Source organism: Polaribacter sargassicola, assembly GCF_021991835.1.
Lineage (GTDB): Bacteria > Bacteroidota > Bacteroidia > Flavobacteriales > Flavobacteriaceae > Polaribacter > Polaribacter sargassicola.
In genome coordinates this window covers 334,634-359,968 of record NZ_JAHDAU010000004.1, presented here as the reverse complement: position 1 = coordinate 359,968, position 25,335 = coordinate 334,634, and the positions used below count along the sequence as shown (strand labels likewise).

20 protein-coding genes are annotated in these 25,335 nt (G+C 27.0%); 17 read left to right on the top strand and 3 right to left on the bottom strand.

Annotated elements, in window-relative coordinates:
* The 15 genes from KI686_RS09165 to KI686_RS09095 form a co-directional block, all read left to right on the top strand.
* A partial coding sequence (locus KI686_RS09165; protein ID WP_306665754.1) for an MBOAT family O-acyltransferase occupies positions 1-833 on the top strand: 833 nt, incomplete at its 5' end.
* A gap of 4 nt (positions 834-837) precedes the next feature.
* Complete coding sequence (locus KI686_RS09160) at positions 838-1,836, top strand: hypothetical protein (protein WP_237588972.1); 999 nt, start codon at positions 838-840, stop codon at positions 1,834-1,836.
* A gap of 2 nt (positions 1,837-1,838) precedes the next feature.
* Positions 1,839-2,867, top strand: a complete 1,029-nt coding sequence (locus tag KI686_RS09155) for a CgeB family protein (RefSeq protein ID WP_237588971.1) — start codon at positions 1,839-1,841, stop codon at positions 2,865-2,867.
* Positions 2,864-3,979 carry a glycosyltransferase family protein gene (locus tag KI686_RS09150; protein ID WP_237588970.1) on the top strand — a complete coding sequence of 372 codons (1,116 nt, stop codon included), beginning with the start codon at positions 2,864-2,866 and terminating at the stop codon, positions 3,977-3,979. The genes KI686_RS09155 and KI686_RS09150 overlap by 4 nt, the downstream gene beginning before the upstream one ends.
* A 4-nt stretch (positions 3,980-3,983) precedes the next feature.
* The gene (locus tag KI686_RS09145) at positions 3,984-5,237 is read left to right on the top strand and encodes a hypothetical protein (protein WP_237588969.1); all 1,254 of its coding nucleotides are present in this window, start codon (positions 3,984-3,986) and stop codon (positions 5,235-5,237) included.
* A complete protein-coding gene (locus KI686_RS09140) occupies positions 5,237-6,226 on the top strand; it encodes a glycosyltransferase family 4 protein (RefSeq protein ID WP_237588968.1) in 990 nt (329 codons plus the stop codon). The genes KI686_RS09145 and KI686_RS09140 overlap by 1 nt, the downstream gene beginning before the upstream one ends.
* Positions 6,227-6,265: 39 nt before the next feature.
* On the top strand, positions 6,266-7,414 hold the full coding sequence (locus tag KI686_RS09135) for a glycosyltransferase (RefSeq protein ID WP_237588967.1): 1,149 nt from the start codon (positions 6,266-6,268) through the stop codon (positions 7,412-7,414).
* Complete coding sequence (locus KI686_RS09130; RefSeq protein ID WP_237588966.1) at positions 7,411-7,962, top strand: WcaF family extracellular polysaccharide biosynthesis acetyltransferase; 552 nt, start codon at positions 7,411-7,413, stop codon at positions 7,960-7,962. The genes KI686_RS09135 and KI686_RS09130 overlap by 4 nt, the downstream gene beginning before the upstream one ends.
* A 5-nt stretch (positions 7,963-7,967) precedes the next feature.
* The gene (locus KI686_RS09125) at positions 7,968-8,714 is read left to right on the top strand and encodes a glycosyltransferase family 2 protein (RefSeq protein ID WP_237588965.1); all 747 of its coding nucleotides are present in this window, start codon (positions 7,968-7,970) and stop codon (positions 8,712-8,714) included.
* 3 nt (positions 8,715-8,717) lie between these two features.
* Positions 8,718-9,641, top strand: a complete 924-nt coding sequence (locus KI686_RS09120) for an NAD-dependent epimerase/dehydratase family protein (protein ID WP_237588964.1) — start codon at positions 8,718-8,720, stop codon at positions 9,639-9,641.
* 3 nt (positions 9,642-9,644) lie between these two features.
* The gene (locus KI686_RS09115; RefSeq protein ID WP_237588963.1) at positions 9,645-10,598 is read left to right on the top strand and encodes an MraY family glycosyltransferase; all 954 of its coding nucleotides are present in this window, start codon (positions 9,645-9,647) and stop codon (positions 10,596-10,598) included.
* Between the two features lie 8 nt (positions 10,599-10,606).
* Positions 10,607-11,716, top strand: coding sequence for a DegT/DnrJ/EryC1/StrS family aminotransferase (locus tag KI686_RS09110; protein WP_237588962.1), 1,110 nt, complete (start codon positions 10,607-10,609; stop codon positions 11,714-11,716).
* Between the two features lie 110 nt (positions 11,717-11,826).
* Positions 11,827-13,722 (top strand): polysaccharide biosynthesis protein, encoded by a 1,896-nt coding sequence (locus KI686_RS09105; protein ID WP_237588961.1) that lies wholly within the window; start codon positions 11,827-11,829, stop codon positions 13,720-13,722.
* Positions 13,723-13,762: 40 nt separating this feature from the next.
* Positions 13,763-14,563 (top strand): polysaccharide biosynthesis/export family protein, encoded by an 801-nt coding sequence (locus tag KI686_RS09100; RefSeq protein WP_237588960.1) that lies wholly within the window; start codon positions 13,763-13,765, stop codon positions 14,561-14,563.
* 3 nt (positions 14,564-14,566) lie between these two features.
* A complete protein-coding gene (locus tag KI686_RS09095; RefSeq protein ID WP_237588959.1) occupies positions 14,567-16,936 on the top strand; it encodes a GumC family protein in 2,370 nt (789 codons plus the stop codon).
* A 51-nt stretch (positions 16,937-16,987) separates the two neighbouring features.
* Here KI686_RS09095 and KI686_RS09090 read toward each other — a convergent pair whose 3' ends face one another.
* Entirely contained in the window at positions 16,988-17,725 is a 738-nt protein-coding gene (locus KI686_RS09090) for a tyrosine-protein phosphatase (RefSeq protein ID WP_237588958.1), read from the bottom strand.
* Between the two features lie 160 nt (positions 17,726-17,885).
* Between KI686_RS09090 and KI686_RS09085 the strand changes: the two genes are divergently transcribed.
* The gene (locus tag KI686_RS09085) at positions 17,886-18,737 is read left to right on the top strand and encodes an N-acetylglucosamine kinase (RefSeq protein ID WP_237588957.1); all 852 of its coding nucleotides are present in this window, start codon (positions 17,886-17,888) and stop codon (positions 18,735-18,737) included.
* Here the strand turns inward: KI686_RS09085 and KI686_RS09080 are convergent.
* Together KI686_RS09080 and gldJ are read right to left on the bottom strand one after the other, a co-directional pair.
* Positions 18,730-19,986, bottom strand: coding sequence for a UDP-N-acetylmuramoyl-tripeptide--D-alanyl-D-alanine ligase (locus KI686_RS09080; protein ID WP_237588956.1), 1,257 nt, complete (start codon positions 19,984-19,986; stop codon positions 18,730-18,732). The two genes, KI686_RS09085 and KI686_RS09080, sit on opposite strands and share 8 nt — an antisense overlap.
* Positions 19,987-20,051: 65 nt before the next feature.
* On the bottom strand, positions 20,052-21,713 hold the full coding sequence (gene gldJ, locus KI686_RS09075; protein WP_237588955.1) for a gliding motility lipoprotein GldJ: 1,662 nt from the start codon (positions 21,711-21,713) through the stop codon (positions 20,052-20,054).
* Between the two features lie 202 nt (positions 21,714-21,915).
* Between gldJ and porU the strand changes: the two genes are divergently transcribed.
* Positions 21,916-25,305: a type IX secretion system sortase PorU gene (porU, locus tag KI686_RS09070; RefSeq protein WP_237588954.1), complete on the top strand. Its 3,390-nt coding sequence runs from the start codon at positions 21,916-21,918 to the stop codon at positions 25,303-25,305.
* Positions 25,306-25,335 lie beyond the last annotated feature (30 nt).

The window sequence follows — 25,335 nt, the reverse complement described above, 5'->3', positions numbered from 1 at the left end:
GATTATTCAAGAAAATAGTAATTGCCGATAATTGTGCAGAATTTGCCAATCAAATATTTAATAATTCGGCAGAAATGAACGGAAGTACATTGTTCTTAGGAGCAATATTTTTCACGTTTCAGATTTATGGAGATTTCTCTGGATATTCAGACATTGCTATAGGTACATCACGTCTTTTTGGATTCGATTTAAAACAGAATTTTGCTTTTCCTTACTTTTCAAGAGATATGGCAGAGTTTTGGAGACGTTGGCACATTTCTTTATCCACATGGTTTAGAGATTATTTATACATTCCTTTAGGAGGAAGCCGAGGCGGCACTTGGATGAAAGTTAGAAATACATTTATCATATTTATAGTAAGTGGTTTTTGGCACGGCGCTAATTGGACATTTATAGTTTGGGGATTATTAAACGCCGTTTATTTTCTACCCATTATGCTTACAAAAAATAACAGAAATAATATAGAAATTGTAGCAAAAGGTAAATATCTGCCTAGTTTAAGAGAGTTTATTTCTATGCTAATTACTTTTTGTTTAACAGTTTTTGCTTGGATATTTTTTAGGTCAGAAAATATGTCTCAAGCTTTACAAATTGTAAATGAAATATTGTCTTTAAGCTTTTTTGAAAAAACATCAATTTTTCCGACAACAACAATATTAATAATAATGTTATTTCTATTTATAGAGTGGAATGGTCGTAATCAACAATATGCAATAATGGAGTTGAATTCTCTTAAAAATAAATTGAGTAGATATAGTTTTTATGTCTTTTTAGCAATTATTATCTATTTAAATCATAGCTCAGGCAAGGAGTTTATTTATTTTCAATTTTAATATTATGAAAAAATTTATATTAAATACACTGCTATTATTGTTTATAACTTATGTTATTGCAACTTTAATTGTTATCATTTTTCCATCTAAATATATGGATCCGACATACTCTGCAGTAAAATTTATAAAAGCAGTAAAAGCAGGTAAAGAAAATAGTTATAAAAACTTTATTATAGGAGATAGTAGGGCAGAAGCAGGTATAAAACCTAATTTAATAGATACCAAGTTACTTAATTTGTCTTTAGGAGGATCGTCATCTATAGAAGGGTATTTTATACTAAAAGAGATGTTAGATAAAAACATAAAAATAGATACATTAATTGTTTCTTATGGTGCAACTCACTTTTTATCATCCGAGCATTTTTTTTCACATTCTTTAAAACTTTCTTTATTGAAATTTAAAAATGTTAATGAAGTTTTTAATGATTTAAATGAAGATAAATTAACTTTCTGGAAACCTAGAAAAGAACAAAGGCAAATGTCTAATTTAGAAAACACATTAACAATATTAAAATCGTATTTAATACTCTTAAAATGGCCTTTGTATTATCAAACAGAAATTACAAATTCAAAGTTTCTAAGAGGTAATAAAAATAATCTTTTTTATGAAGACGTTGTTAAAAATAAAGGGTATCACTTATATGGTAAAGAAAAATCATCTAGTGATTTAAATGAAGAAGCTAAAGGGAATTTAAATAAATTTACACCTAATTTAGCTATTTCTAATGCGTTAATTAAATTGTTAGATTTAGCTAAGAATAATAATATTAAAGTGTTTTATATAAATGTACCTTTTAATGAAACTTCGTACAAAAATGTTTCTTTAGATTTTAAATCTAGTTACAATAAATATTTTGCTACTTTAAAATCAAAGTATCCAAATTTTATTTTTAATAGTGATTTAAGTTATTATAAAGATGGATATTTTGGAGATAAGTCTCATTTAAATGATAGAGGTGCGTCTAAATTTAGTTTAATTGTTAATCAAAAATTAAAACAATAATTTTGAAAGTATTATACGTAGGGCAATATTCCGAAGGCACAACAAGTAAAATGCGTGCAGATCAATTAAAATCAATTATCAATAATGTAGAAGAATTTATGGTAATTGATACGCATATTCCTTTTTATAAAACATCTAAATTATTAAGAAGTTTTGGGTTTAGATTTAAAATAGGTCCATTAATTAATAATACAAATACTTTTGTACAAGAAAAGTTAAACTCTATAGAGAATAAAACCAAGTTCGATTTAATTTGGGTTGATAAAGGAGTTTTTGTAAATAAAAAAACGATTAATAGTTTAAGAAAAATAGCTGTAAAATTGGTTCATTTTACGCCAGATATGGCTTTTTATGAAAATCAATCTAAGATGTTTTACAATACAATGTATTTGTATGATTATGTAATAACAACAAAATCACCAGAAAAAGAAGAATATTTAAAGAGAATTAATGCAGATAAACTGATATTAACAACACAAGGTTTTTCTAAAGAAAATCATAAGCCAAAAGTTGAATTTAAAGATAAAGAGGATAGTGTTGCGTTTATAGGTTTAGCAGAACCTTCTCGATTTATTATAATGGAAGCATTATTAACTGAAGGTATAAAAATAAAAATTGCAGGCTTTGGATGGGAAAAATTCATCGAAAAGCATAAAAACAATCCATTGTTTTCTTTTGTAGGACAAAAATTAATGAATGAAGAATATTCTAAATTTATATCAAGCTCTGTAGTTGCTTGGGGAGCATTGTCTAAAAAATTTCCAGAACAACACACTACTAGAACTTTTGAGATTCCGGCGTGCGGTACTGTTTTGTTAACAGAATATAATGATGAAATTGCCTCTTTTTATAAAGAAGATGAGGTAGTTTTTTATACTTCAAAAGAAGAACTTGTTAAGAAAGTAAAATTCCTTTTTAAGAATAAAACTGAATTAAAAAATATTTCTGAAAAAGGATATAAACGAGTACATGAAGATGGATATTTTTATGAAGCTATATTAAAAAAATTAGTGAAAAAAGTTTTAAAATGAAAAAGAAATTAGCTGTTGTCCATTATTTACCCTTAGAGTTTTATCCGCCGGTAACTAATTTACTTAACTGTATTTCAGAAAGTAATACTGTTAAAACACAAGTGTTTTCTACACATAATAACAAAGATAGAAAGGCATATACTAATAATAGTTTAGATGCTATTTTTAGGGTTTCTGCACCAAAAGAAAAGGAACACATAATTATTAGGTTATTTAAATACATTTTGTTCAATCTTTATGTGTTTTTTAAATTATGTGTGTTACGTCCAGATGCTATTTTGTATTATGAGAGTTATTCTGTTGGTCCAGTTTACTGGTATTTTAAATTGTTTGGTAATAACACAAAATTATACATTCATTATCATGAATATGCTTCTAGCAATTGGTATAAAAATGGAATGAAATTGGTAAAATTATATCATAAACAAGAACAATCTTTTTTGTATCAGAAAGCAGTAAATATTTCTCAAACAAACAAAGATAGAATTGCTTTGTTTTTAAAGGATAATCCAATGGTTTCTAAAGATAAAATGTTAGAATTGCCTAATTATCCGGCAAAATCATGGAATGAAAAGGTTGATAAAGTAGCGTTAAATACAGAAGTTATAAAAACAGTATACGTTGGTTCTTTATCTTTAAAAGATACATATATACAAGAATATTGTGAGTGGGTAGAAAAACAAAATGGAAAAGTTATTTTTGATATTTATGCCTACAATTTACACCAAGACACAATAGATTATTTAATTAAATTAAATTCTAAGTGGATTAATTTCAATCAAAAAGGTGTTGAGTATAATGAAATGCCTAAATTGCTTCCGAAATATAATGTTGGAGTAATTTTGTATAAAGCTAGTACAGATAATTATAAATTTAACGCACCTAATAAATTATTTGAATATATGGCATGTGGTTTAGAAGTATGGTATTCAGATAAAATGTTAGGTATAAGAGATTATAATAAACAAACTAGTCCAAGAATTTTATCAGTTAATTTTACAGATATTAATACTACAGCTTTATTAAATTCAACTAAATTAACAACAGAAGATCATCAACAATTTTTTGCTGAGTTTGTTTATATACCTTATATTAATACTTTAATTTTATAGATACATGTATTTTTGGTCAATTTTAGGAGTCTTATTTGTAGCCTATACTGCTATTAGGTTTTTTAACGAGATTGGTAAAAGTTTACCTGTAATAGAGTTAATGTTACTTATTGCGGGTTTACAATGGATTGTTGGTGCTTATAACTCTTACTTATTATCTGTAAAAGATTTTAAGTATTTTATGAGGGTAGATGAGCAAACTTATATGTCTTATGTAGTACCTGCATTTTTAGGTTTTGCTATTATTTTATTAATAAGAACAAAACAATATAAGCTTACTTTAGATTTTGATTTTTCTAACTATGTTTCATATGGTAGGTACTTATTGTTAGTTGGTGTTGTTGCAGATGTGCTCAAAAATTTTGCACCACCTAGTTTATTATTTTTCTTATACCTTATTTCTTTATTTAAGTTTGTTGGTGCAGGTGTATTATTGTTTTCAGAAAATAGAATTGATAGATTATTTTTCTATGGTTCGTTAATGTATTTATTGCTTAATTCTTTAAGGAGTGCCATGTTTCATGATCTTATTTTATGGGGTATGTTCTTATTTTTAATTTGGGCTTTAAAAAATAAACCAACCTTAAAAACTAAGCTGTTATTAATAGGTGGAGGATTAGCTTGTGTTGTTATTATACAAATGGTAAAAGCTTCTTTTAGAGAAGTTGTTTGGAAAGGTTATAATGGTAACAGAGTAGAATTGTTTTTAAATACGTTAGAAGGAACAGTGAGTGATTCTTATTTTTCTGATGATAAAAATTTAAATAAATTAAATGTAAGATTAAACCAAGGATGGCATATTTCTTCTGTAATGGATTATGTTCCAGAAAGCGAGCCTTATGCAGAAGGAGAAACGGTTGTTACGGCTATTGAAGGAACATTGTTGCCTCGTTTTTTAAGTAAAAATAAAAAGCTTGCAGGAGGTAAAGAAAATTTTGAAAAATTTACAGGTTTTATTTTAGGACATGGTACATCTATGGGTATTAGTCTTGTGGGAGAAGGCTATGCAAATTATGGTATGTTTGGTGGTATTGTTTTTATGATGGCTTGGGCTTTGTTTCTTAGCTGGTATTGGATAAAAATAGTCGATTTTTGTATAGAACATCCTTTATTATTAATTTTTGTGCCTTTATTGTTTTTGCAAGTAGTAAAAGCAGAAACAGAGTTGTTTGTTGCATTAAACCATTTAGTAAAAGCAAGTTTTGTGGTAGCATTATTCTTTTTTATTTCTAGAAAATATTTTAACTGGGAAGTTTAATGAAAGTAAAGTATTTTTTTAGAAAAAAAGAACCTCAATTTAATAGCATAGAAGAATTGTTTAATGCCATTTCTGTAAAATTAGCTGCTTTAGTTTCTGTAGAAAAAGTAGAAATGCCTTATGGGAGAATTAACTTTAAAAATATATTTAAGAATCTTAAATATGCTAAAAAAGAAAGCGGCAAAATAAATCATATTACAGGTCATATCAATTATGTTGCAATTGGTTTAAAAGGCAAATCAATACTAACAATTCATGATGTAGGTTCTACTCTTAAAGGAAACAAAATAAAAGTTTTTATAATGAAAATTTTTTGGTTTTGGATTCCTGCATTGTTTGTAAATAAAATAACTGTAATTTCAGAGTTTTCTAAGAAAGAGTTAATAGATGTAATTCCTTTTGCAAAAAAGAAAATTCAAATTGTATATAACCCTGTAAAGGAAGAATTAAAATATGTACCTAAAGAGTTTAATTCTTTATGCCCTAAAATTTTATTGATAGGAACAAAGTCTAATAAAAATTTAGAGAATACAATTAAATCTTTAGAAGGTATTTCTTGTGAATTACATATTATTGGTAAGCTAACAGAAGAACAAAAGCAGTTATTAGAAAAGTTAGAAATAAAATATTTTAATGAATTTTTTATTCCTTTTGATAAAATTATAGCAGCATATAAAAATTGCGATTTATTATGTTTTGCATCTACTTATGAAGGTTTTGGAATGCCAATTATAGAAGCTCAAGCAATTGGTAGAGTTGTATTAACATCTAATTTAGGAGCAATGAAAGAAGTTGCAGGAAATGGCGCTTTTTTAGTAAATCCTAAAAGTATTTCTTCTATAAGAGAAGGTATTTGTAAGATTATAAAAGACAGTGAGTGCAGAAAAAACTTAATTCAGTTAGGTTTAGAAAATGTAGAAAGATTTAAAATTGATAAAATTACCAATGATTATCTAACTATCTATAAAGAGTTAGCAGAAGAAAAGTAATTAGAAAAAAGCTGAAAAAGATTAATAAAATAAAAACTCATGAATTTTTATCATGTAATTTCAACAATAGACGTTTCTAGTGGTGGTCCCGCAAGAAGTGTTACACATTTAATAGAAGCGATTCATAATACTAAATCAGATATTGAGATAGAATTAAGTACTTTAGAATGTAAAAATCCTATTGCAACTCATTTTAGTAATAATAGAGGTAAAATAAACTTATTGAGTTATGGTAAGTTAGGGTATTCTAAAGAGTTAATAGTTGAATTAGAAAAAACAAAAGCCAAATTATTTCATGGTCATGGTTTGTGGGAGTTGCCTGTACATTACATGGCTAAAATAGCCAGAAAAAAAGGAGTTCCTTATATTATAACACCAAGAGGGATGTTAGAAACCTGGTCTTTAACACAAGCAAAGTTTAAAAAGAAATTAGCGTTAAAATTATTTCAATACAAAGATTTAGCAGGTGCATCATGTCTTCATGCAACAGCACCTATGGAAGTTGAAAGTATAAGGAAATTGGGGTTTAAAAACCCAATAGCAATGATACCTAACGGTGTAAATGTAGATGATTTTCCAGAGGTTGAACCTCAAAAAGAAATGCATCCTAAAAAAATATTATTTTTGTCTAGAATTCATATTAAAAAAGGTATCGAAAACTTAATAGAAGCTTGGAAATTAATTAATGACGATGACAGGAAGAATTGGAAAATAGAAATAGTTGGTAATGGAGATGAAGCTTATATACAGTCTTTAAAAGAGAAAATTATTTCTGATGATTTAACCACGCAAATAGAGATTAAAAAACCTGTTTTTGGAGAAGAAAAAATAAAATTATTTAGAGAAGCTAGTTTATTTGTTTTGCCAACTTTTAGCGAAAATTTTGGTATTGTAATCGCAGAAGCGTTGGCAAGTTACACACCTGTAATAACAACTAAAGGAGCACCGTGGCAAGATTTAGAAACACATAATTGTGGTTGGTGGATAAATTTAGGGGTAACACCTTTAAAATTGGCATTAGAAGATGCAATATCTAAATCTTCTGATGAATTATTAATTTTGGGTAGAAACGGAAGAGAATTAATAAAAAATAATTATTCTATGGAGTCTGTTGCTAAACAAATGTTAGATTTGTATGATTGGGTTTTAACCAAAAAAAATAAACCAAAATTTATTGATATTGTATGATAAAAGTAGATTTTAAAAAATATGATAATTCTTGGTATAAACCAGGTTCTAAGATAAAAATACTAATTTGGTATTTTGTGAATGTTCTTTTTTTTATCAATCCATTAAATCCAATATCAAGTTTAAAAGTTTTTTTATTACGTTTATTTGGTGCAAAAATAGGTAGCAATGTTGTTTTTAAGCCAGGTGTTTCTGTAAAATATCCTTGGTTTTTAGAAATAGGAAATTCTGTTTGGGTAGGAGAAAGTGTCTGGATTGATAATTTAACTAAAATAACGATAGAAGATAATGTTTGCTTATCGCAAGGTGCTATGTTATTATGTGGTAATCATAATTATAAAAAATCAAGTTTTGATTTAAAAATAGGAGAAATAAAGCTAGAAGAAGGTTCTTGGGTTGGTGCAAAATCGGTAGTTTGTCCTGGTGTAACATTAAAAACTCATGCAATTTTAGCGGTAAATTCGGTAGCAACTTCAGATTTAGAAGCGTATTCAATTTATCAAGGAAATCCGGCTATAAAAACAAGAAAAAGAAACCTAATAGAATAATTTATATGAAGATTTCTATAATAACAGTTTGTTACAATAGCGAAAAAACAATTGAAAAAACAATTAAATCTGTTTTAGCTCAAACTTATTCTGATATAGAATATATTATTGTAGATGGTAATTCTAAAGACAAAACAAAAGAAATTATAAAAAAATACGATTCTAAAATATCAAAGTGGGTTTCTGAGCCAGATAAAGGATTGTATGATGCCATGAATAAAGGAATTACATTTGCAAACGGATATCTTATAGGTATTTTAAATTCTGATGATATTTTTACTGATGATTTTGTGCTAGAAAATGTAGCTAAATTCCATTTAGAAAATAATATTGATGCTTCTGTAGGTAATATTATTCAATTTAATGAAGAAGGAAAAACGGTTAGAAAATATTCTGCCAAAAAATGGAATCCAGACAAATTAAAAATAGGTTTTATGCCAGCACATCCTGCAATATTTTTTAAAAAAGATTTATTTGATGCGTTTGGTAATTATCAATTAGACTTTACTATTGGAGCAGATTATGAGCTAATAACTAGATTTTTCTTGAAACATAAAATTTCTTGGAAATACTCTAACATAACAACAACTTCTATGTTAATTGGCGGGCTAAGTAGTTCTGGTGTTAGTAGTTATCAGTTAATTTCTAAAGAAATAAAAAAGGCATTAACAAGAAACAATATTAAATTTAATTACTTAAAAGTTCAGTTAAGAGGTTTTTGGAAAGTTATAGGATTTTTAAAAAAATCATAAATTTTGAAAGAGAATACACAAATAGTAACAGGTATTACAGGTTTTGTAGGTGTTAATTTATCTAAATATTTAAAAGAAAAAAATAAAAAGATAATTGGTGTCTCTAGAAAACCAAGTTTAGAAGAAATTGATTATCATCAACTTAATAAAACAGTTTTAGATAATTCAAAATCATTTATTCATCTTGCAGGTAAAGCACACGATTTAAAAAAAACATCAGAAGATTCAGAATACTATCAAGTAAATACAGAGTTAACAAAAAAACTTTTTAATCAGTTTTTAGAAAGCGACTGCGAAGTTTTTATTTACGTAAGTTCTGTAAAAGCTGTTGCAGATAAAGTAGATGGAGTTTTAACAGAAGAAAGTACACCAAACCCAATTACTGTTTATGGGAAATCTAAATTAGCAGCAGAAAACTATATTTTATCAAAACAAATACCGTTAAATAAAAGAGTCTATATTTTAAGACCTTGTATGGTACATGGACCAAATAATAAGGGAAATTTAAATTTATTATACACTTTTGTTTCTAAAGGAGTTCCTTATCCTTTTGGTAAATTTAAAAACAAAAGATCATTTGTTTCTGTAGATAATTTATGTTTTATTATCGATGAATTAATAGAAAATAATAACATTCAATCTGGGATTTATAATATTGCTGATGACGAAAGCTTATCAACAAATCAACTAGTATCAATTATAGGAAAAGTAGTTAATAAACAAGCAAAAATATTAAAAACACCAAAATCTATTATTACATTAATTGCTAAGTTGGGAGATGTTTTGCCTTTGCCAATTAACTCTGAAAGAGTACAAAAGCTTACAGAAAATTATGTGGTTTCTAACACTAAAATAAAAGCTGCAATGCAAAAAAACTTACCTTTGTCGGCAGAAAAAGGATTAGAAAAAACAATTGCATCTTTTTAAATTATGGAGAAATATTTTTTTATTTTAGTAATAATTGCCATTTTATCTTTTGTTTATTTAAAATTAGCCATTAAATTTAAGATTATAGATAAACCTAATAAAAGAAGTTCTCACACAAAAATAACTGTTAGAGGTGGTGGTATTATTTTTCCAATAGCAATTTTATTATTCTCTCTTCTAAATGATTTTAGTTATCCTTACTTTACAATTGGAGTGGTTTTAATTTCTATTGTTAGTTTTTTAGATGATATTTATACTTTAAGTTCTAAAGTTCGTTTTCCTTTTCAACTATTGGCTGTTTTACTAATTTTAGTAGAATTAGCTTTGCCTTTTTCGCCAATTTATCTGTATGTTTTTTATATTTTATTTGGTGTAGGAGTTGTAAACATGTTTAATTTTATGGACGGAATAAATGGTATTACAGGTCTGTATACAATTTCTGTTCTTTTAGGATTTTATTTTATTAATGAGATAGAGGCTTTAGTAGCTCCAGATTTAATTATTTATAGTTTAATATCTTTAATCGTTTTTGGATTTTATAATTTTAGAAAAAAGGCATTGTTTTTTGCAGGAGATATTGGTAGTATAACTTTAGGTGTTTTGGTCTTTTTTTTACTGATACTTTTTACATATAAATTATCATCGCCTTTAATTTTTGCACTTGTAATTGTCTACGGCGGAGATGCTTTAATAACCTTATTGTACAGAAAGATTTTTACAAAAGAGAGTGTTTTAGATGCTCATAGACATCATATTTATCAAAAATTGGTAGATGTAAAAAAGATATCACATTTAAACGTTTCTATAATTTATGCTCTTTTACAAATGGTAGTAAATATAATTGTTTACAAGAGTTATAAATTAGATTTCAATATTCAAATATTTGTATTTCTAGGATTGATGATTGTTTTTTTTAGTTTGTATCTTTATTCTTTTAAAAGATTAAAAACTACTTAACTTTATAAATGAAGGATAGGATTTATTTGTCAAAAACTTCATCAATAACATCAATAGATAATAATTTTATTGAAGGAGAAAGTATTTCTAGATTTGAAAAAAGTTTAGAGGTTTATTTTGAAAATAAAAAGCATATTGTTGCTTTAAATTCTGGTACTTCTGCAATTCATTTAGCATTAATTTTAAGTGGAGTTACAGAAGGAGATGAGGTACTTTGTCAATCATTTACTTTTGTAGCAACAGCAAATCCTATTTTATATCAAAAAGCAAATCCTATTTTTATTGATAGTGAGTTAGATACACAAAATATGTGTCCTTACTATTTAGAAGAAGCAATTAAGAGTAGAATTGAAGCCGGCAAAAAACCAAAAGCAATTATTTTGGTTCATTTATATGGCATGCCTGCAAAGATTGATGAAATTGCTTCTATTGCTAAAAAATATGATATTATTTTAATAGAAGATGCAGCAGAAGCCTTAGGTTCTCATTATAAAGAACAGAAATGTGGTACGTTTGGTAATTTCGGAATTTTGTCTTTTAACAATAATAAAATTATTACAACTTTTGGTGGTGGCGCATTAATTTGTAATACATTAAAAGAAAAAGATAAAGCTGTTTTTTTAGCAACACAATCAAAAGATAAAGCTGTTCATTATCAACACTCAGAAATAGGTTTTAATTATAGAATGAGTCCTTTTTTGGCAGAAATTGGAAACGAACAATTATCTAAATTAGAAGAAAAAATCCAAAAACACAGAGATAATAATTTGTTTTATCAAACTTTGTTTAAAGAAATAAAAGGAGTTACTCTACTTAAAGAATTTAATTTAGATTGGTTTTCTAATCATTGGTTAACTTGTATATTTATAGATAATAATATTGCTAATTTTACAAGTGATGATTTAAGGATAGAATTAGAAAAAGACAATATAGAAGCTCGTCCTCAATGGAAACCTATGCATTTACAGCCTCTTTTTAAAGATAGTATTTATTTTGGAGGAAATAATGCAGAAGTTTTATTTAAAAAAGGTTTATGTTTACCTTCTGGATCTTGTTTAAGCAGAGAAGAAAAAGAACGTATTAAGAAATCTATCTTAAAAGTTATTCCCCAAAAATGATAAAAAAAGCCTCTATAAACCTCATTATTTTTTATGGATAATTCGTTATTGTAGACTATTAGTATTCTTAGAATTTTTTGTAACTTCGTTCGCACTACGAAAAATAGAAAATGATAAGAGTTTTTTTTTTAACTGTATTAAATAAATATGCATCTAAATGGATAGTTTTATTTATTGACATTGTATTAGTATTACTTTCTTATGTAATAGCATACTCTATAAGATTTAATATTAGTTTTAATTTTAATACATTTAATTTTACACAACAACTTCCTTTAGTAATCTTTGTTTCTATTTTTAGTTTTTTATTAGTTGGCTCATACAAAGGTGTAATAAGACATACGGGTGTTAAAGATGCTTTTAATGTCTTTTTTGCTATTACTATTTTTAGTATGACAATGGGTGTATTATTGGTTTTAAATCAGTTTTTTACAATTTTTAAAAACTTTATAATACCAAGAACCATTATTTTAATACACTATCTGGTTTCTCTGTTTATATTAATTTTTAGCAGGTATGCTTTTAAAGCTTTTTATGAAATAATTTCTACAGAACTACAATCTATAACCAATATTTTAATTTATGGGGCAGGAGACTCTGGTATAATAACTTATGGAGCAATAACTAGAGAGCGTAATAATAATTATGATGTTATTGGTTTTATAGATGATGATCCTAACAAAATAAATAAAAAAATAGATGGAGTTAAAATTTATGATTTTTCTAAGATAGATGAGGGTTTTATAAACAAGAATAATATTACGGAAATAATTATTTCAACTCAAAAAATTAAGCGTAATAGATTATTAGAAATAACAGATAAATTATTTAGGTTAGGCATTAGTGTAAAAATTGTTCCACCATTATCTAAATGGATTGAAGGAGATTTTCAAGCAAATCAGATTAAAAAAATTAATATAGATGATTTGTTAGGTAGAGAACAAATAGCTATTGAAAATCCTATAGTAAAAAGAGAAGTAGAGAATAAGGTTATTTTAGTAACAGGAGCAGCAGGATCAATAGGAAGCGAGATTTCTCGTCAATTAGCAACCTATAATTTAAGTAAACTAGTCTTAATTGATCAAGCAGAATCACCACTTTATGAGTTACAACAACAATTACTTCAGTTAAAAAAAACCAACTTTGTAGCCATTGTTGCAGATGTAAGAGATAAAAAAAGAATGACGGAGGTTTTTGAAAAATATAAGCCTCAAAAAGTTTTTCATGCAGCAGCTTATAAACATGTTCCTTTAATGGAAGAAAGCCCTTATGAAGCTGTAAAAATAAATGTTTGTGGTACAAAAAATATTGCAGACCTTTCTATATCTTATAATATAGAAAGATTTGTAATGATTTCTACAGACAAAGCTGTTAATCCAACAAATGTTATGGGAGCTACAAAAAGAGTAGCCGAAAAATATATTGGATGTTTAAGTAAACAAAAATCATCAACTAAATTTACGGTTACACGTTTTGGAAATGTTTTAGGATCTAACGGATCAGTTATTCCATTATTTAAAAAACAAATAGAAGTTGGTGGCCCACTTACGGTAACCCATAAAGAAATTACACGTTTTTTTATGACAATACCAGAAGCTTGTAGATTGGTTTTAGAGGCTGGTACAATGGGGATTGGTGGTGAAATTTATATTTTTGACATGGGAAAATCTATTAAGATTTTTGATATGGCAAAAAGAATGATATCCTTATCTGGCTTAAAGTATCCAGATGATATAGATATTAAAATTACAGGTTTAAGGCCAGGTGAAAAACTGTATGAAGAGTTGTTAGCTAATGGAGAAGATACAACTAAAACGTATCACGAAAAAATAATGATTGCAAAGACACAAGAGATGGATGTGGAGCTTATAAGAAGTGAAATTATAAATTTATGTCTTAATCATTCAGAATCATCTGACTTGCAAATTGTACAAAAAATAAAAAAAATAGTACCCGAATATATATCGAATAATTCCATATTCGAAAAATTAGACAATAATTTGTAGCGAATGGATTTAATGTCATATTTTAGCGAAAAAAATAAATATGATTTATAGTAAGTTGCAAAAGAAATTCCCTTTTTTAATTTTTGTTGTGTCATTAATGTTTTTTGGTTCATGTGTATCAAAGAAAAAGATTACTTATTTTCAAAAAGATAAGATAGACCAAGCTTTAGTAGACAATAGTTATCAAACTATTTTTAAACCAGATGATGTTGTTGTTATTAATATATCGTCTTTAGATACAGAAGCAGTACAGCTTTTTAATATGGCTGGTACACCTACTTCTGTAGAAAACGGTGCATCAGCAGGTGGTGCTTCTTCACAAAGTCAACAATCTTATTTGGTAGACTCTAAAGGAATGATTGATTTTCCTGTTTTAGGAGAAATAAAATTAGGAGGTTTAACAAGAGAATCTGCAATTAAACTGTTAAAAGATAAGTTAGATCCTCAGTATGTAAAAGACCCTACCATAAATATTAGAATTATAAACTACAAAATTTCTATACTTGGTGCCGTTAGAACACCTGGTACTTATACAATACCTAATGAACGTATTTCTATATTAGAAGCTATTGCTATGGCAGGAGATTTACAAATTTCTGCAAGAAGAGATAATATAATGGTACAAAGAGAAGAAGGTAATAATAAGAAAATACAATATAGAGTAGATTTATTATCTAATACAATCAATACATCACCCGTTTTTTACTTACAGCAAAATGATGTAATATATGTTGAGCAAAATTCAGCAAGTATGCAAAGTGCATCTAGTAATACAACTACAAGCTTATTTATTACAATAGCTGGTTTTCTATTAACGATGGTTTCTATTATTATAAGGTAAAAAATGGCTGTAAATAATCAAGATTTATCGGGTGTAAAAAGAAAGAAAGATACATTTAATATTAAAGAAGAAATCTTTAAGTATCTTATACATTGGAAATGGTTTGTTGTTTCTTTAATTATATTTTTAGGATTATCTTATCTTAAATTAAGATACGAAGTACCTCAATATAGTGCTAGTACCACTATAATGATTAAAGAAGATGAGTCTTCTGGAATTTCTCAAGAGCTATCAGCTCTTTCTGATATGGGCTTTGTAGGAAAAAATTCTAATAATACTGATAGTGAAGTTATCATTATAAAGTCTAGAAAAATTATAAGTAAAGTTGTAGAAAGTTTACAACTTAATTTGTCTTATTTTATAGATGGAAGAGTAAAGAAAACAGAATTATATAAAAATTCTCCAATTGAATTAGTTTTTAATGACAAAAACTTTTTAAAAGAAAATAAAAATAATAGTTCATTTATTATTGAATTAAAAGGAGAAGAGAAGTTTGATATTAAAAACACAGAAGATGTTTTAATATCATCTCATAAATTTAAAGAAGATGTAGATTTAGGTTTTGGGGCTTTTAAAGTTATTAAAACTAAAGATTTTGTTAATAATAAGAATAACAGAATATTTGTAGTTTTATCTAATAAATTAAATACTGTAGAGTCTTACAGAAGAGCTTTAATGGTTGATGTTAGTAGCCAAAGTTCTAATGTAGTTAATTTATCTATTACTAACTCTTTACCACATAAAGCAGAGGCATTTTTAGATGAATTGGTTAAACAATATAACCAAGATGCAATAAATGATAAGAGTAAAGTTTCTGAAATTACTAAGAATTTTATTGATGAAAGGTTAGCAATTATTGGAAAAGATTTATCAAAAATTCAAGACTCAGTAAAGAACTTTAGAACAAAAAATAAAATCTCTGGGCTTTCATCAGAAGGAGAAATAGCTTTAGAGAATGCTTCTAGTAATAACGAACAAATTATTGAGTTAAGAAGTGAGTTGGCGTTATCTGAAGGGATTTTGAAAAATATAACTAATAATTCCGATCAAACGCTACCACCAAATTTAGGTCTTAAAGATTTAGGTATATCAGAATCTATAATAAAGTATAACTCTTTAGTAAATAGAAAAAATAATTTAGGTTTATCTGCAGGGGTTATGAATCCTGCTTTAATTAAATTTAAGAATGAAGTAGCAATATCTAAAAGTAATTTAGAAAAAAGTGTTAAGTATCATATTCTTTCATTACGAGCACAATTAGAAGAGTTAAACAAATATGCTTCTGTAGTAAATAAAAAAGTATCTGCAATACCTGGCTTAGAAAGAGAGTTTATAGACATTGCAAGACAGCAAGAAATTATTGCTAATTTATATTCTTATTTATTAAAAAAGAAAGAAGAAACTGCTATTACTTTAGCAGTAACAGCATCTAATGCAAAAATAATTGATTATGCTTATAGTGGAGGAGCAGTATCACCAGACGTAAACGGAAGTTATATTAAAGCTATTTTTATAGCTTTGTTAATTCCTGTAATTATTATTTATTTAAAAAATCTTTTAGATACTAAAATTCATACTCGTAAAGATATTGAAGACGCTACAACTATACCTTTTTTAGGAGATATTCCTCATGATGACTCTAAGAAAAAGATTATTATTGGTGAAAGTGATGTTAGATCTAGTACAGCAGAAGCGTTTAGGTTAATTAGAACAAACCTTGATTTTATGTTGCCTAGTATGAGTAAATCTGGTACAGGAGAAGGTAAAACTATCTTTATTACATCTACAACTAGTGGAGAAGGTAAATCTTTTATATCGATTAATTTAGCTTCTGTTTTATCTTTATCTAATAAAAAAGTTTTGTTATTGGGTATGGATTTAAGAGCTCCTAAAATAACAAGCTACTTAGGGATTGAAGAAAGAAAAGGTATTACTAATTTTATAACAGATAATAAATTATCATTAAAAGATTTAAAATTTAATATACCAGAAATTAAAGGTTTAGATATAATTGCTTCCGGTGTAATCCCTCCTAATCCAGCAGAACTTTTATTAACGGATAGAGTAGAAGAATTATTTAAAGAAGTAAGAAAAGAGTATGATTATATAATTGTTGATACTGCACCTGTAAATTTAGTAACAGATACTTTATTAATATCTAAGTACTCAGATATCTTCTTGTATGTAACTAGAGCAAATTACTTAGATAAAAGAATGTTAGTAGTACCAGAAACGTTGTATACAGAGAAAAAATTACCAAATATGGCTGTTTTACTTAACGATACAGATATTACAAAAGGTTATGGTTATGGATATGGTTATGGGTATGTAGATAATCAAAAAAAATCTTGGTTTAAGAAAGTGTTTAGCTAGTTAAAGGCTAAATTTATATAATAAAAAGGAAGCATTTAGCTTCCTTTTTTATTATATAAATTTCTTATTATTAATGAGTAGATGTTCAATTTTTTTTAATGTTTTTTTTGTACAAATATTCTTTAATGTGTTTAAGTGATGAATGTGGTGTGTATCTGTACCTACAAAATCGTACATATTTTGATCTAGTAATTTATTAGATATTTTTTGTACATTTTTACCATAATGCTCTGTTAGAGACAATAAATTTAATTGAAACAAGCATCCAGATGTTTTTAACTTATTGTAAGTATTCATATTATTGTGATAAAATAAATACCTTTCAGGATGTGCTAAAACAGGTTTATATCCTTTTAATTGAATTTCGAATAATATATCAAATAGATTAATAGGAGCGCTTAAATAAGACATTTCTACTAAAATGTAATTATCTTTTAAGGTAAGTAAATCTTTATTTTGTAGCAGATTAGAAAAATTTTCATCCATCATATATTCAGCAGCAGCTCTTATATTAATGTCTTTAATATTTCTATTCTTAAGTTCGTTCTTAAGTTCTTCTAACTTATTGTTTATAATTTTAGGTGTGTTAGGGTAAAGATCTCCTAAAACATGAGGTGTTGTTATAAAGTTTTTAATACCGTAAGATTGCATTTTTAAAATTAATGCTATAGAAGTATCTAAGTCCTTTGCGCCATCATCAATTCCTGGTAGCAAATGAGAATGTATATCTATAAAATCGTTGATAAAAAAATCTAAAGGATTAATTTTTTTTGGCTTAAAAAAAATCATATTTTATTTTAATTTAAAACAAATTTACAATATTTAAATTCATTTTTAAATGCTCTCTTTAAAATTAAAATAAATTACAATAACGAAAACGATTGAAAACTAACAAAGTATTGTATAAGAGTTTTACTTATAATATATTTGAAAGTAAATACAAAAAACTATGATACTAATTGCAGATGGTGGTTCAACAAAAGCTGATTGGATTGCTATAAATAATAATAAAGAAGAAGCTTTTAGAGTAAGAACTTTAGGGTTAAATCCAGCTATAGTACCAGAAAAAGAATTACATAATAGAATAATAAACATGTTTCAACTTATTAATATAAAGGAAGATGTTAAAGAGATTCATTTTTATGGAGCAGGCTGTGGTACGCCTAAACCTGTAGAGATTTTAAAAGCAATTTTAGAGTCTATTTTTATTAATGCAAAGGTTTACATATCAGAAGATATGTTAGCAGCGGTGTATGCTGCTACAGGCAAAGAGCCAGCATTAGTTTGTATTCTTGGTACTGGATCTAACAGTTGTTATTATGATGGTGAAAATATGGAAATGCTTACTGCATCTCTTGGATATATTTTAATGGATGAAGCTAGCGGTAATTATTTTGGAAAAAAATTAATTATCGATTATTTCTATAAACAAATGCCAAGTGAGATAGCAGTAAAATTTGAAGAAGAGTTTGAGTTGGATGTAGATTACATTAAGAAAAATCTATATAGAGAACCTAACCCTAACATGTATTTAGCTTCTTTTGCTAAGTTTATGTTTGATTTTAAAGAGAATGAATACATTAAAGAAATTATTAAAAAAGGATTTCAAGAATTTTTTAAGTACAGAGTTTTACCATATAATAAAACAGTAGATACTCCAATTTATTTTATTGGTTCTATTGCTCATTATTTTAGAGATATTTTAGAAGATATAGCTGAAGAAAATAAACTTAAAATTACTGACGTTATTCAAAGACCTATTGATAATTTATTAGAATATCATAAGAACAATATTAATTAAAAAGATGTAAAACCCTTTCTAGTTGCATTCCTCTTGAACCTTTTATCAATATTGATTGATGTTTAAGAGGATTGTTTTTTAAATGTTCTTGCAATGCGTTATAAGTTTTAAAGATATTCTTATTTAAATTAGTTTTAGCAAATATTTCTCCAACAAAATAAGTGTTCTTAAAATTTAAGCTTTCAACATACTCTACAATATTTTGATGTTCAGTTAAACTTGATTTACCAAGTTCGAACATATCGCCTAAAATAACAGTTTTATTTTCACCCTCAATTTGATAAAAATTTTCTATTGCAGCTCTCATGCTAGATGGGTTAGCATTATATGCATCTAAAATAATTTTATTTGTAGATTTTATTATAATTTGAGAACGATTATTATCTGGCGTATAATTTTCAATAGCCTCTTTTATATCAATATCAGAAACTTTAAAAAACTTACCAATTGTACAAGAAATGGTAATATTTGTATAATTATATTTACCAATTAGGTTACTAGTAATTATTACAGAATTGAAACTTAATTTAACAAAAGGATTTACCTCTTTAAGCTTTATATCATCTTTAAACGGAATCGTTTTTATCTTCTTTGTTTTTTCAACCTGAATGTTATCTTTAGGGTTTACAAAGGCAGTTTTGTTATTCTTTTGTAGATAATCATATAATTCACATTTCCCCTTAATAACTCCTTCTATGCCTCCAAATCCTTCTAAATGAGCTTTACCAAAGTTAGTGATATAGCCAAAATCAGGTTCGCAAATAGAGCAAAGGAATTCAATTTCTTTTTGATGGTTAGCACCCATTTCTACAATACCTATTTCTGTATTAGTATCCATAGAAAGTAGAGTTAAAGGAACTCCTATATGGTTGTTTAAGTTACCAATTGTTGCGCTAGTTTTATATTTTTTAGATAAAATAGCATTAATTAATTCTTTTGTGGTTGTTTTACCATTACTACCAGTTAATCCTATTATGGTTGCATTTAATTTTTTTCTATGATAATTTGCTAATTCTTGAAGTGTTTTTAAAACGTTGTCAACTAATATTATATTATCATGTGTTTTATATTCTTCTTCATCAATTATAGCAAAGCTAGCTCCTAATTCAATTGCTTTTAATGCAAATTTATTACCATTAAAATTTTCTCCTTTTAAAGCAAAAAATAAGGTGTTTTTTCTAATTTTTCTTGTGTCTGTATCTACAAGATAATGTTTAGTATATAAATTATAAATTTCTTTAATTTTCATTTTTTAAAATAAAAAAACCTCACTGAATAATTTGCAGTGAGGTTATGTTGTTATAAGAAGTTATTTTATCTAGTAGCTGTTCTAGCTTTTTTCTTACCATTAGTCATAGGTCCCACTATATCTGTAACACATCTAAAACCAATATAATTTGTAGCCATATATTCTGGTAGATATCTTCTTTGTGCCGGATCTAACCAAAACTCTCTATCTGCCCAAGAACCTCCTTTATAAACCCTTGTACGGTTACTAATAAGAGTAGTTCTTTTTTCTGTATCATTAACCAAAACTTCTTCACCCGTTTCTGGATCTATTACTTTTTTTGGTTTTTGAGGAGAGTTATACATACTAGGTTTAGAACCTATTTGCTCCTCATCTTCATAAAATCTACTAGATCTTAAATCTCCATCATCAATATCTGTGTTATCAGAAACTATAAAGTTTCTTCTTAAGGTTACATCGTCTTTTGTAATTGGAATATATTTGATAGTACCCGGTAAATATTTTGGATTTATCTTTCCGTTAGGTAAAGTATCGTATTCTGCTTCTGCATTACTATTAGAAATAACAACTTTACCATCTTCATTAATCATTTTCTTAGTAAAAATATTACCTCTAAAGTAATTAAAGTCATTAGCTTCGTTATCAATAATTGGTCTATAAACATCAGAAACCCATTCTGCTACGTTACCAGACATATCATACAAACCAAATGCATTTGGAGGATAAGATTTTACTTTAATTGGTATATCAGATCCATCAGAACTCCATCCAGATAACCCACTGTACTCACCTTGCCCTTGCTTAAAGTTAGCTAAATGATCACCTCTATATCTTTTAGATGTTTCTCTAGAATATTTACCATCCCAAGCATATTTTTTTCTACCTCTAATGTTGTTATATTCTCTGTTTTCTATATTTGCTTTTGCAGCAAACTCCCATTCTGCCTCTGTAGGAAGTCTATAGTTTTCACTTAAAATTCCATCAGCTTTTGTTATTTTTCTACCTTTAAAAGAATTGTTTTTAGAAGAAGAAACACCTCTTGTTCTAATTCCTCTTCTATAAATAGTTGTATCTCCATCAAAAAGATTGTCAGAATCTGCTAAGAAAACATCTGTATCAAAAAAGTTTCTAATGGTATCATTCGCAAATATGTTTTTAAGATATCCTTTATCAATTAACTTTTTTAAGTTTACAGCATCTGTACGCCATTTACAATATTGGTTGGCTTGTAACCAACTAACCCCCACAACAGGATAATCTGCATACGCAGGATGACGTAAATAGTTTTCAGATAAAATATCTGTATTCCCTAAACTTTTTCTCCAAACTAGAGTATCTGGTAAAACAGAACTGTATATATGTTTATATTTTTCTTCAGAAGGAGGAAAAACATCTTTTATATTTTGTACGTATAAGAAATATTCAGAATTTGTTACTTCTGTTTCATCCATAAAAAATGAACGAACATGCATTTTCTTAGGGGTTGTGTTCCAATCAAACATAACGTCATCCTGTACCTGCCCCATTGTAAAAGAACCACCTTCAACAGCAACCATTCCTAATGGAACTTCTTGTCCTGCAGTTTCATTTCCTCTAATATAATTACCATATTTAGGATTGTTAAATGGCAATCCTGTAAGTTTTGAAGTTTCTGAAGTGGATTTACTGCAACTAACAATTGTTAAAATTGAAAGTGCAATTAAAGATATTTTAAAAAAGTTTTTCATTTCCTAATTAAAAATTAGTTTTAGGTTTTTATTATAGCGATGCAATTTACAATAATTCTCCATTCAAACAAGTAAAATGGTGTTTTTAACACTAGGTTTTTAAGCCTACTTTATATAAAACGATAAGTTTTTATTTTTAGTATAATTTATCTTTGTTAGAGCTAAAATATGTATAAAATATTTGCGTTATTTGAATACTATTATGAAAAAATATTTTTTAACCCTTTTTTTAGGTTTCTTTATTTATGGTGTTAATGCTCAAGACACTAATTCTGTGCTTAATACAGGTGATTGGTACAAGTTTTCTGTAGATACTACGGGTGTTTTTAAGATAGATAAAAATTTATTGCAAAACATTGGTATTTCTACAAATGGTCTAAATCCTAAAAAAATTGCTATTTATGGTAATGGAGGAACTCTTTTGCCAGATTTAAACAGCGATTTTAGATACAATGATTTACAAGAAAATGCAATTTATATTAATGGAGAAGAAGACGGTTCTTTTGATAACAATGACTACATTTTATTTTACGCAAAAGGTCCACATGATTGGCAGGTAGATACTACAAGTAAAGACGCTAATCATAGACAAAATATTTTTTCTGATGAAGCTTATTACTTTATTACAGTAAAAGAAGATGATGGTAAAAGAATTCAGCAAAAAACACCAATAACAAGTACAGCAAATGTTTTCTTAACAACTTTTAATGATTATACTTTTTATGAAAAAGAAGAAAATAATTTAATAGCAGCCGGAACGCAGTGGTTTTTTAATGATGATTTTAATATAGTAAATACTCAAAATTTTAAAATTCCGTTTCCTAATGCTTTAAATAATAATGATGTAAAAATCAATATTAGAGCCGTTTCTACATCTGTAAGTTCTTCTTCTATGTCTATTGTAGTAAACGGATCATCTGCATCTACTTTAACTTTTTTTGGAGCCAGCTCAACAACAATGGCAAATGCAAGAGAAGTATCTATAGATGTTAATAATTCATCAGATATAATTGATGTTTCTATTACTTATGATAATGCAGGAAATCCTTCTGCTACCGCTTTTTTAGATTATATAGAAGTTATCGGAGAGAAAAGTTTAATTGCAGACGGAAATCAAATTTCATTTAGAAATTTTGATCAAGCAAATTCAAATGGAGTTGTAGAATATCAAATAGAAAATAACACAAATATTTTCCAAATTTGGGATGTGTCAGATCATTTATCGCCTACAATAATAGAGAATGAAAGTGCTATTAATAACTTTGTTTTTAAAGATAATGCAGGAGAATTAAAAGAATATGTTTTATTAAATGAAGATGATTTTTATACTCCACAAATCATTCAAGATAATAAAGTTGTAAATCAAAACTTACATGCTTTAAAAGATATTAATTACATTATTATTACAAATTCAGACCTTTCTACAGAAGCACAAAGATTGGCAGATTATCATCAAGAAAATTCTAATTTGTCTACAAAAGTAGTTTTATTAGATGAAATTTATAATGAATTTGCTTCTGGTTCTAAAGATATAACAGGTATTAGAGATTTTATAAAATACATTTACAATACAAACTCATCAGAAGATACAAAATTAAAATATGTTTGTTTTTTTGGAGACAGTTCTTATGATTATAAAGATAGGGTATCTGGCAATAATAATATTGTACCGGTAAAATTATCTGAAAACAGTTTTAACTTGGCAAATTCTTGGGTTACAGATGATTTTTTTGTAATGTTAGATGATAATGAAGGAACTATGTATTCTTCTCATACAATAGATGTTGCTTCTGGTAGAATACCTGTTTCTACAATTACAGAAGCAAAAAATATGGTGGATAAAATTTTAACTAGCTACGGTGAAAATGCTCATGGTGATTGGAGAAATACAATAACTCTTTTAGCTGATGATATAGACCTTACTGGAGAAGAAATTTTACAAGAAGGAGTAGAGTCTATCGCAGATGAAATAAAAGTAACAAAGCCTATTTTTAATATTAATAAAATATACGTAGATTCTTACGTGCAAGAAAATTCATCTGGAGGAGAAAGATATCCAGAAGTAAACGAGGCAATTACAAATGCTATAGAAAAAGGAACTTTAATTTTCGATTATTTTGGTCATGGAGGAGAAGATGGTTTTGCATCAGAAAGAATATTAGAAAAAACACAAGTACAAAGTTTTAATAATCTTAATACGCTACCACTTTTAATTACAGTTACTTGCGATTTTTCTAGATTTGATAATCCAAACAGAATTACCGCAGGAGAACTTACTTTTTTAAATACAAATGGTGGTTCTGCAAGTATGATTACCACAACAAGAGAAGTGTATATTTCCGTTGGTCAAAATTTTAACGAGCAATTAATACGTGTGTTATTACAGTTTAATGGAGAAGATTTGTCTATTGCAGAATCATTAGTAAAAACTAAAAACGAATTTTCTAATACTCAGAAATTTTTTATCTTTTATTTTGGAGATCCTGCAAAGAAATTGGCAATTCCTCAACCAAATGTTAGAATAACAGAAATGAATAATAAGAGTATTTCTCAACCTTTAGATACATTAAAAGCATTGTCTAAAATTAGTTTTAAAGGAGAAGTAACAGATAATTCTAATGCACTTTTACCTAACTTTAACGGAACTTTATTTACAACAGTTTTTGATAAGTCTTTAGATAAAGAAACTTTAGATAATGATGGTTTTGGTATAAAAATGTCTTTTGATGTACAAGATAGTAAAATTTTTAGAGGAAAATCTACGGTAACAAACGGAGAGTTTGAGTTTGATTTTGTAGTACCAAAAGATATTAAAATAGCTTACGGAAAAGGTAAATTAAGCTTTTATGCAAGTAATACACTAATAGACAAAGCAGGTTATAATGTAGATGTAGTTGTTGGTGGTATAAATGAAAATGCACCAGAAGATACAACTGCGCCAGAAATAAGTTTGTATATGAATGATGAATCTTTTATTGATGGAGGTAACACAAATACATCTCCTAATTTAATCGCTGTTCTGTCTGATGATAACGGTATTAATACTTCTATAACAGCTGTAGATCATGATATTGTTGGTGTTTTAGATGGAGATACTACAAACCCAATAATATTAAACGATTTTTACGAAACAGAATTAGGTGATTACACAAAAGGAAAAGTAACTTATAAATTAAGAGATTTAGAAGTAGGCCCGCATACTTTAGAAATAAAAGCTTGGGACACATACAATAACTCATCTACAAGAACGTTAAATTTTGTGGTAGTTAGTGATGCAGTTTTAAATTTAGAAAATGTTTTAAATTACCCAAATCCTTTTGTAAATTATACAGAATTTTGGTTTAACCATAATAAACCTAACGAAAACTTAGAAGTACAAGTGCAAATTTTTACGGTTTCTGGTAAATTAGTAAAAACAATAAACCAGAATGTTACCACAACAGGTAATTTAGCAAGAAGTATTTCTTGGAATGGTTTAGATGATTTTGGTAACAAAATAGGAAAAGGTGTCTATGTATACAAGTTAAGAGTAAAAGCTACAACCAGTAATTTAGTTGCAGAGAAATACGAAAAATTAGTAATACTTCAATAATAATTAGATATTTGTAAAATATTAAAAGAA

Coding starts and splice junctions, on each gene's coding strand:
- KI686_RS09160 (WP_237588972.1), top strand. CDS start 838: ATGAAAAAATTTATATTAAATACACTGCTATTATTGTTTATAACTTAT.
- KI686_RS09150 (WP_237588970.1), top strand. CDS start 2,864: ATGAAAAAGAAATTAGCTGTTGTCCATTATTTACCCTTAGAGTTTTAT.
- KI686_RS09145 (WP_237588969.1), top strand. CDS start 3,984: ATGTATTTTTGGTCAATTTTAGGAGTCTTATTTGTAGCCTATACTGCT.
- KI686_RS09140 (WP_237588968.1), top strand. CDS start 5,237: ATGAAAGTAAAGTATTTTTTTAGAAAAAAAGAACCTCAATTTAATAGC.
- KI686_RS09135 (WP_237588967.1), top strand. CDS start 6,266: ATGAATTTTTATCATGTAATTTCAACAATAGACGTTTCTAGTGGTGGT.
- KI686_RS09130 (WP_237588966.1), top strand. CDS start 7,411: ATGATAAAAGTAGATTTTAAAAAATATGATAATTCTTGGTATAAACCA.
- KI686_RS09125 (WP_237588965.1), top strand. CDS start 7,968: ATGAAGATTTCTATAATAACAGTTTGTTACAATAGCGAAAAAACAATT.
- KI686_RS09115 (WP_237588963.1), top strand. CDS start 9,645: ATGGAGAAATATTTTTTTATTTTAGTAATAATTGCCATTTTATCTTTT.
- KI686_RS09110 (WP_237588962.1), top strand. CDS start 10,607: ATGAAGGATAGGATTTATTTGTCAAAAACTTCATCAATAACATCAATA.
- KI686_RS09105 (WP_237588961.1), top strand. CDS start 11,827: ATGATAAGAGTTTTTTTTTTAACTGTATTAAATAAATATGCATCTAAA.
- KI686_RS09100 (WP_237588960.1), top strand. CDS start 13,763: ATGATTTATAGTAAGTTGCAAAAGAAATTCCCTTTTTTAATTTTTGTT.
- KI686_RS09095 (WP_237588959.1), top strand. CDS start 14,567: ATGGCTGTAAATAATCAAGATTTATCGGGTGTAAAAAGAAAGAAAGAT.
- KI686_RS09090 (WP_237588958.1), bottom strand. CDS start 17,725: ATGATTTTTTTTAAGCCAAAAAAAATTAATCCTTTAGATTTTTTTATC.
- KI686_RS09085 (WP_237588957.1), top strand. CDS start 17,886: ATGATACTAATTGCAGATGGTGGTTCAACAAAAGCTGATTGGATTGCT.
- KI686_RS09080 (WP_237588956.1), bottom strand. CDS start 19,986: ATGAAAATTAAAGAAATTTATAATTTATATACTAAACATTATCTTGTA.
- gldJ (WP_237588955.1), bottom strand. CDS start 21,713: ATGAAAAACTTTTTTAAAATATCTTTAATTGCACTTTCAATTTTAACA.
- porU (WP_237588954.1), top strand. CDS start 21,916: ATGAAAAAATATTTTTTAACCCTTTTTTTAGGTTTCTTTATTTATGGT.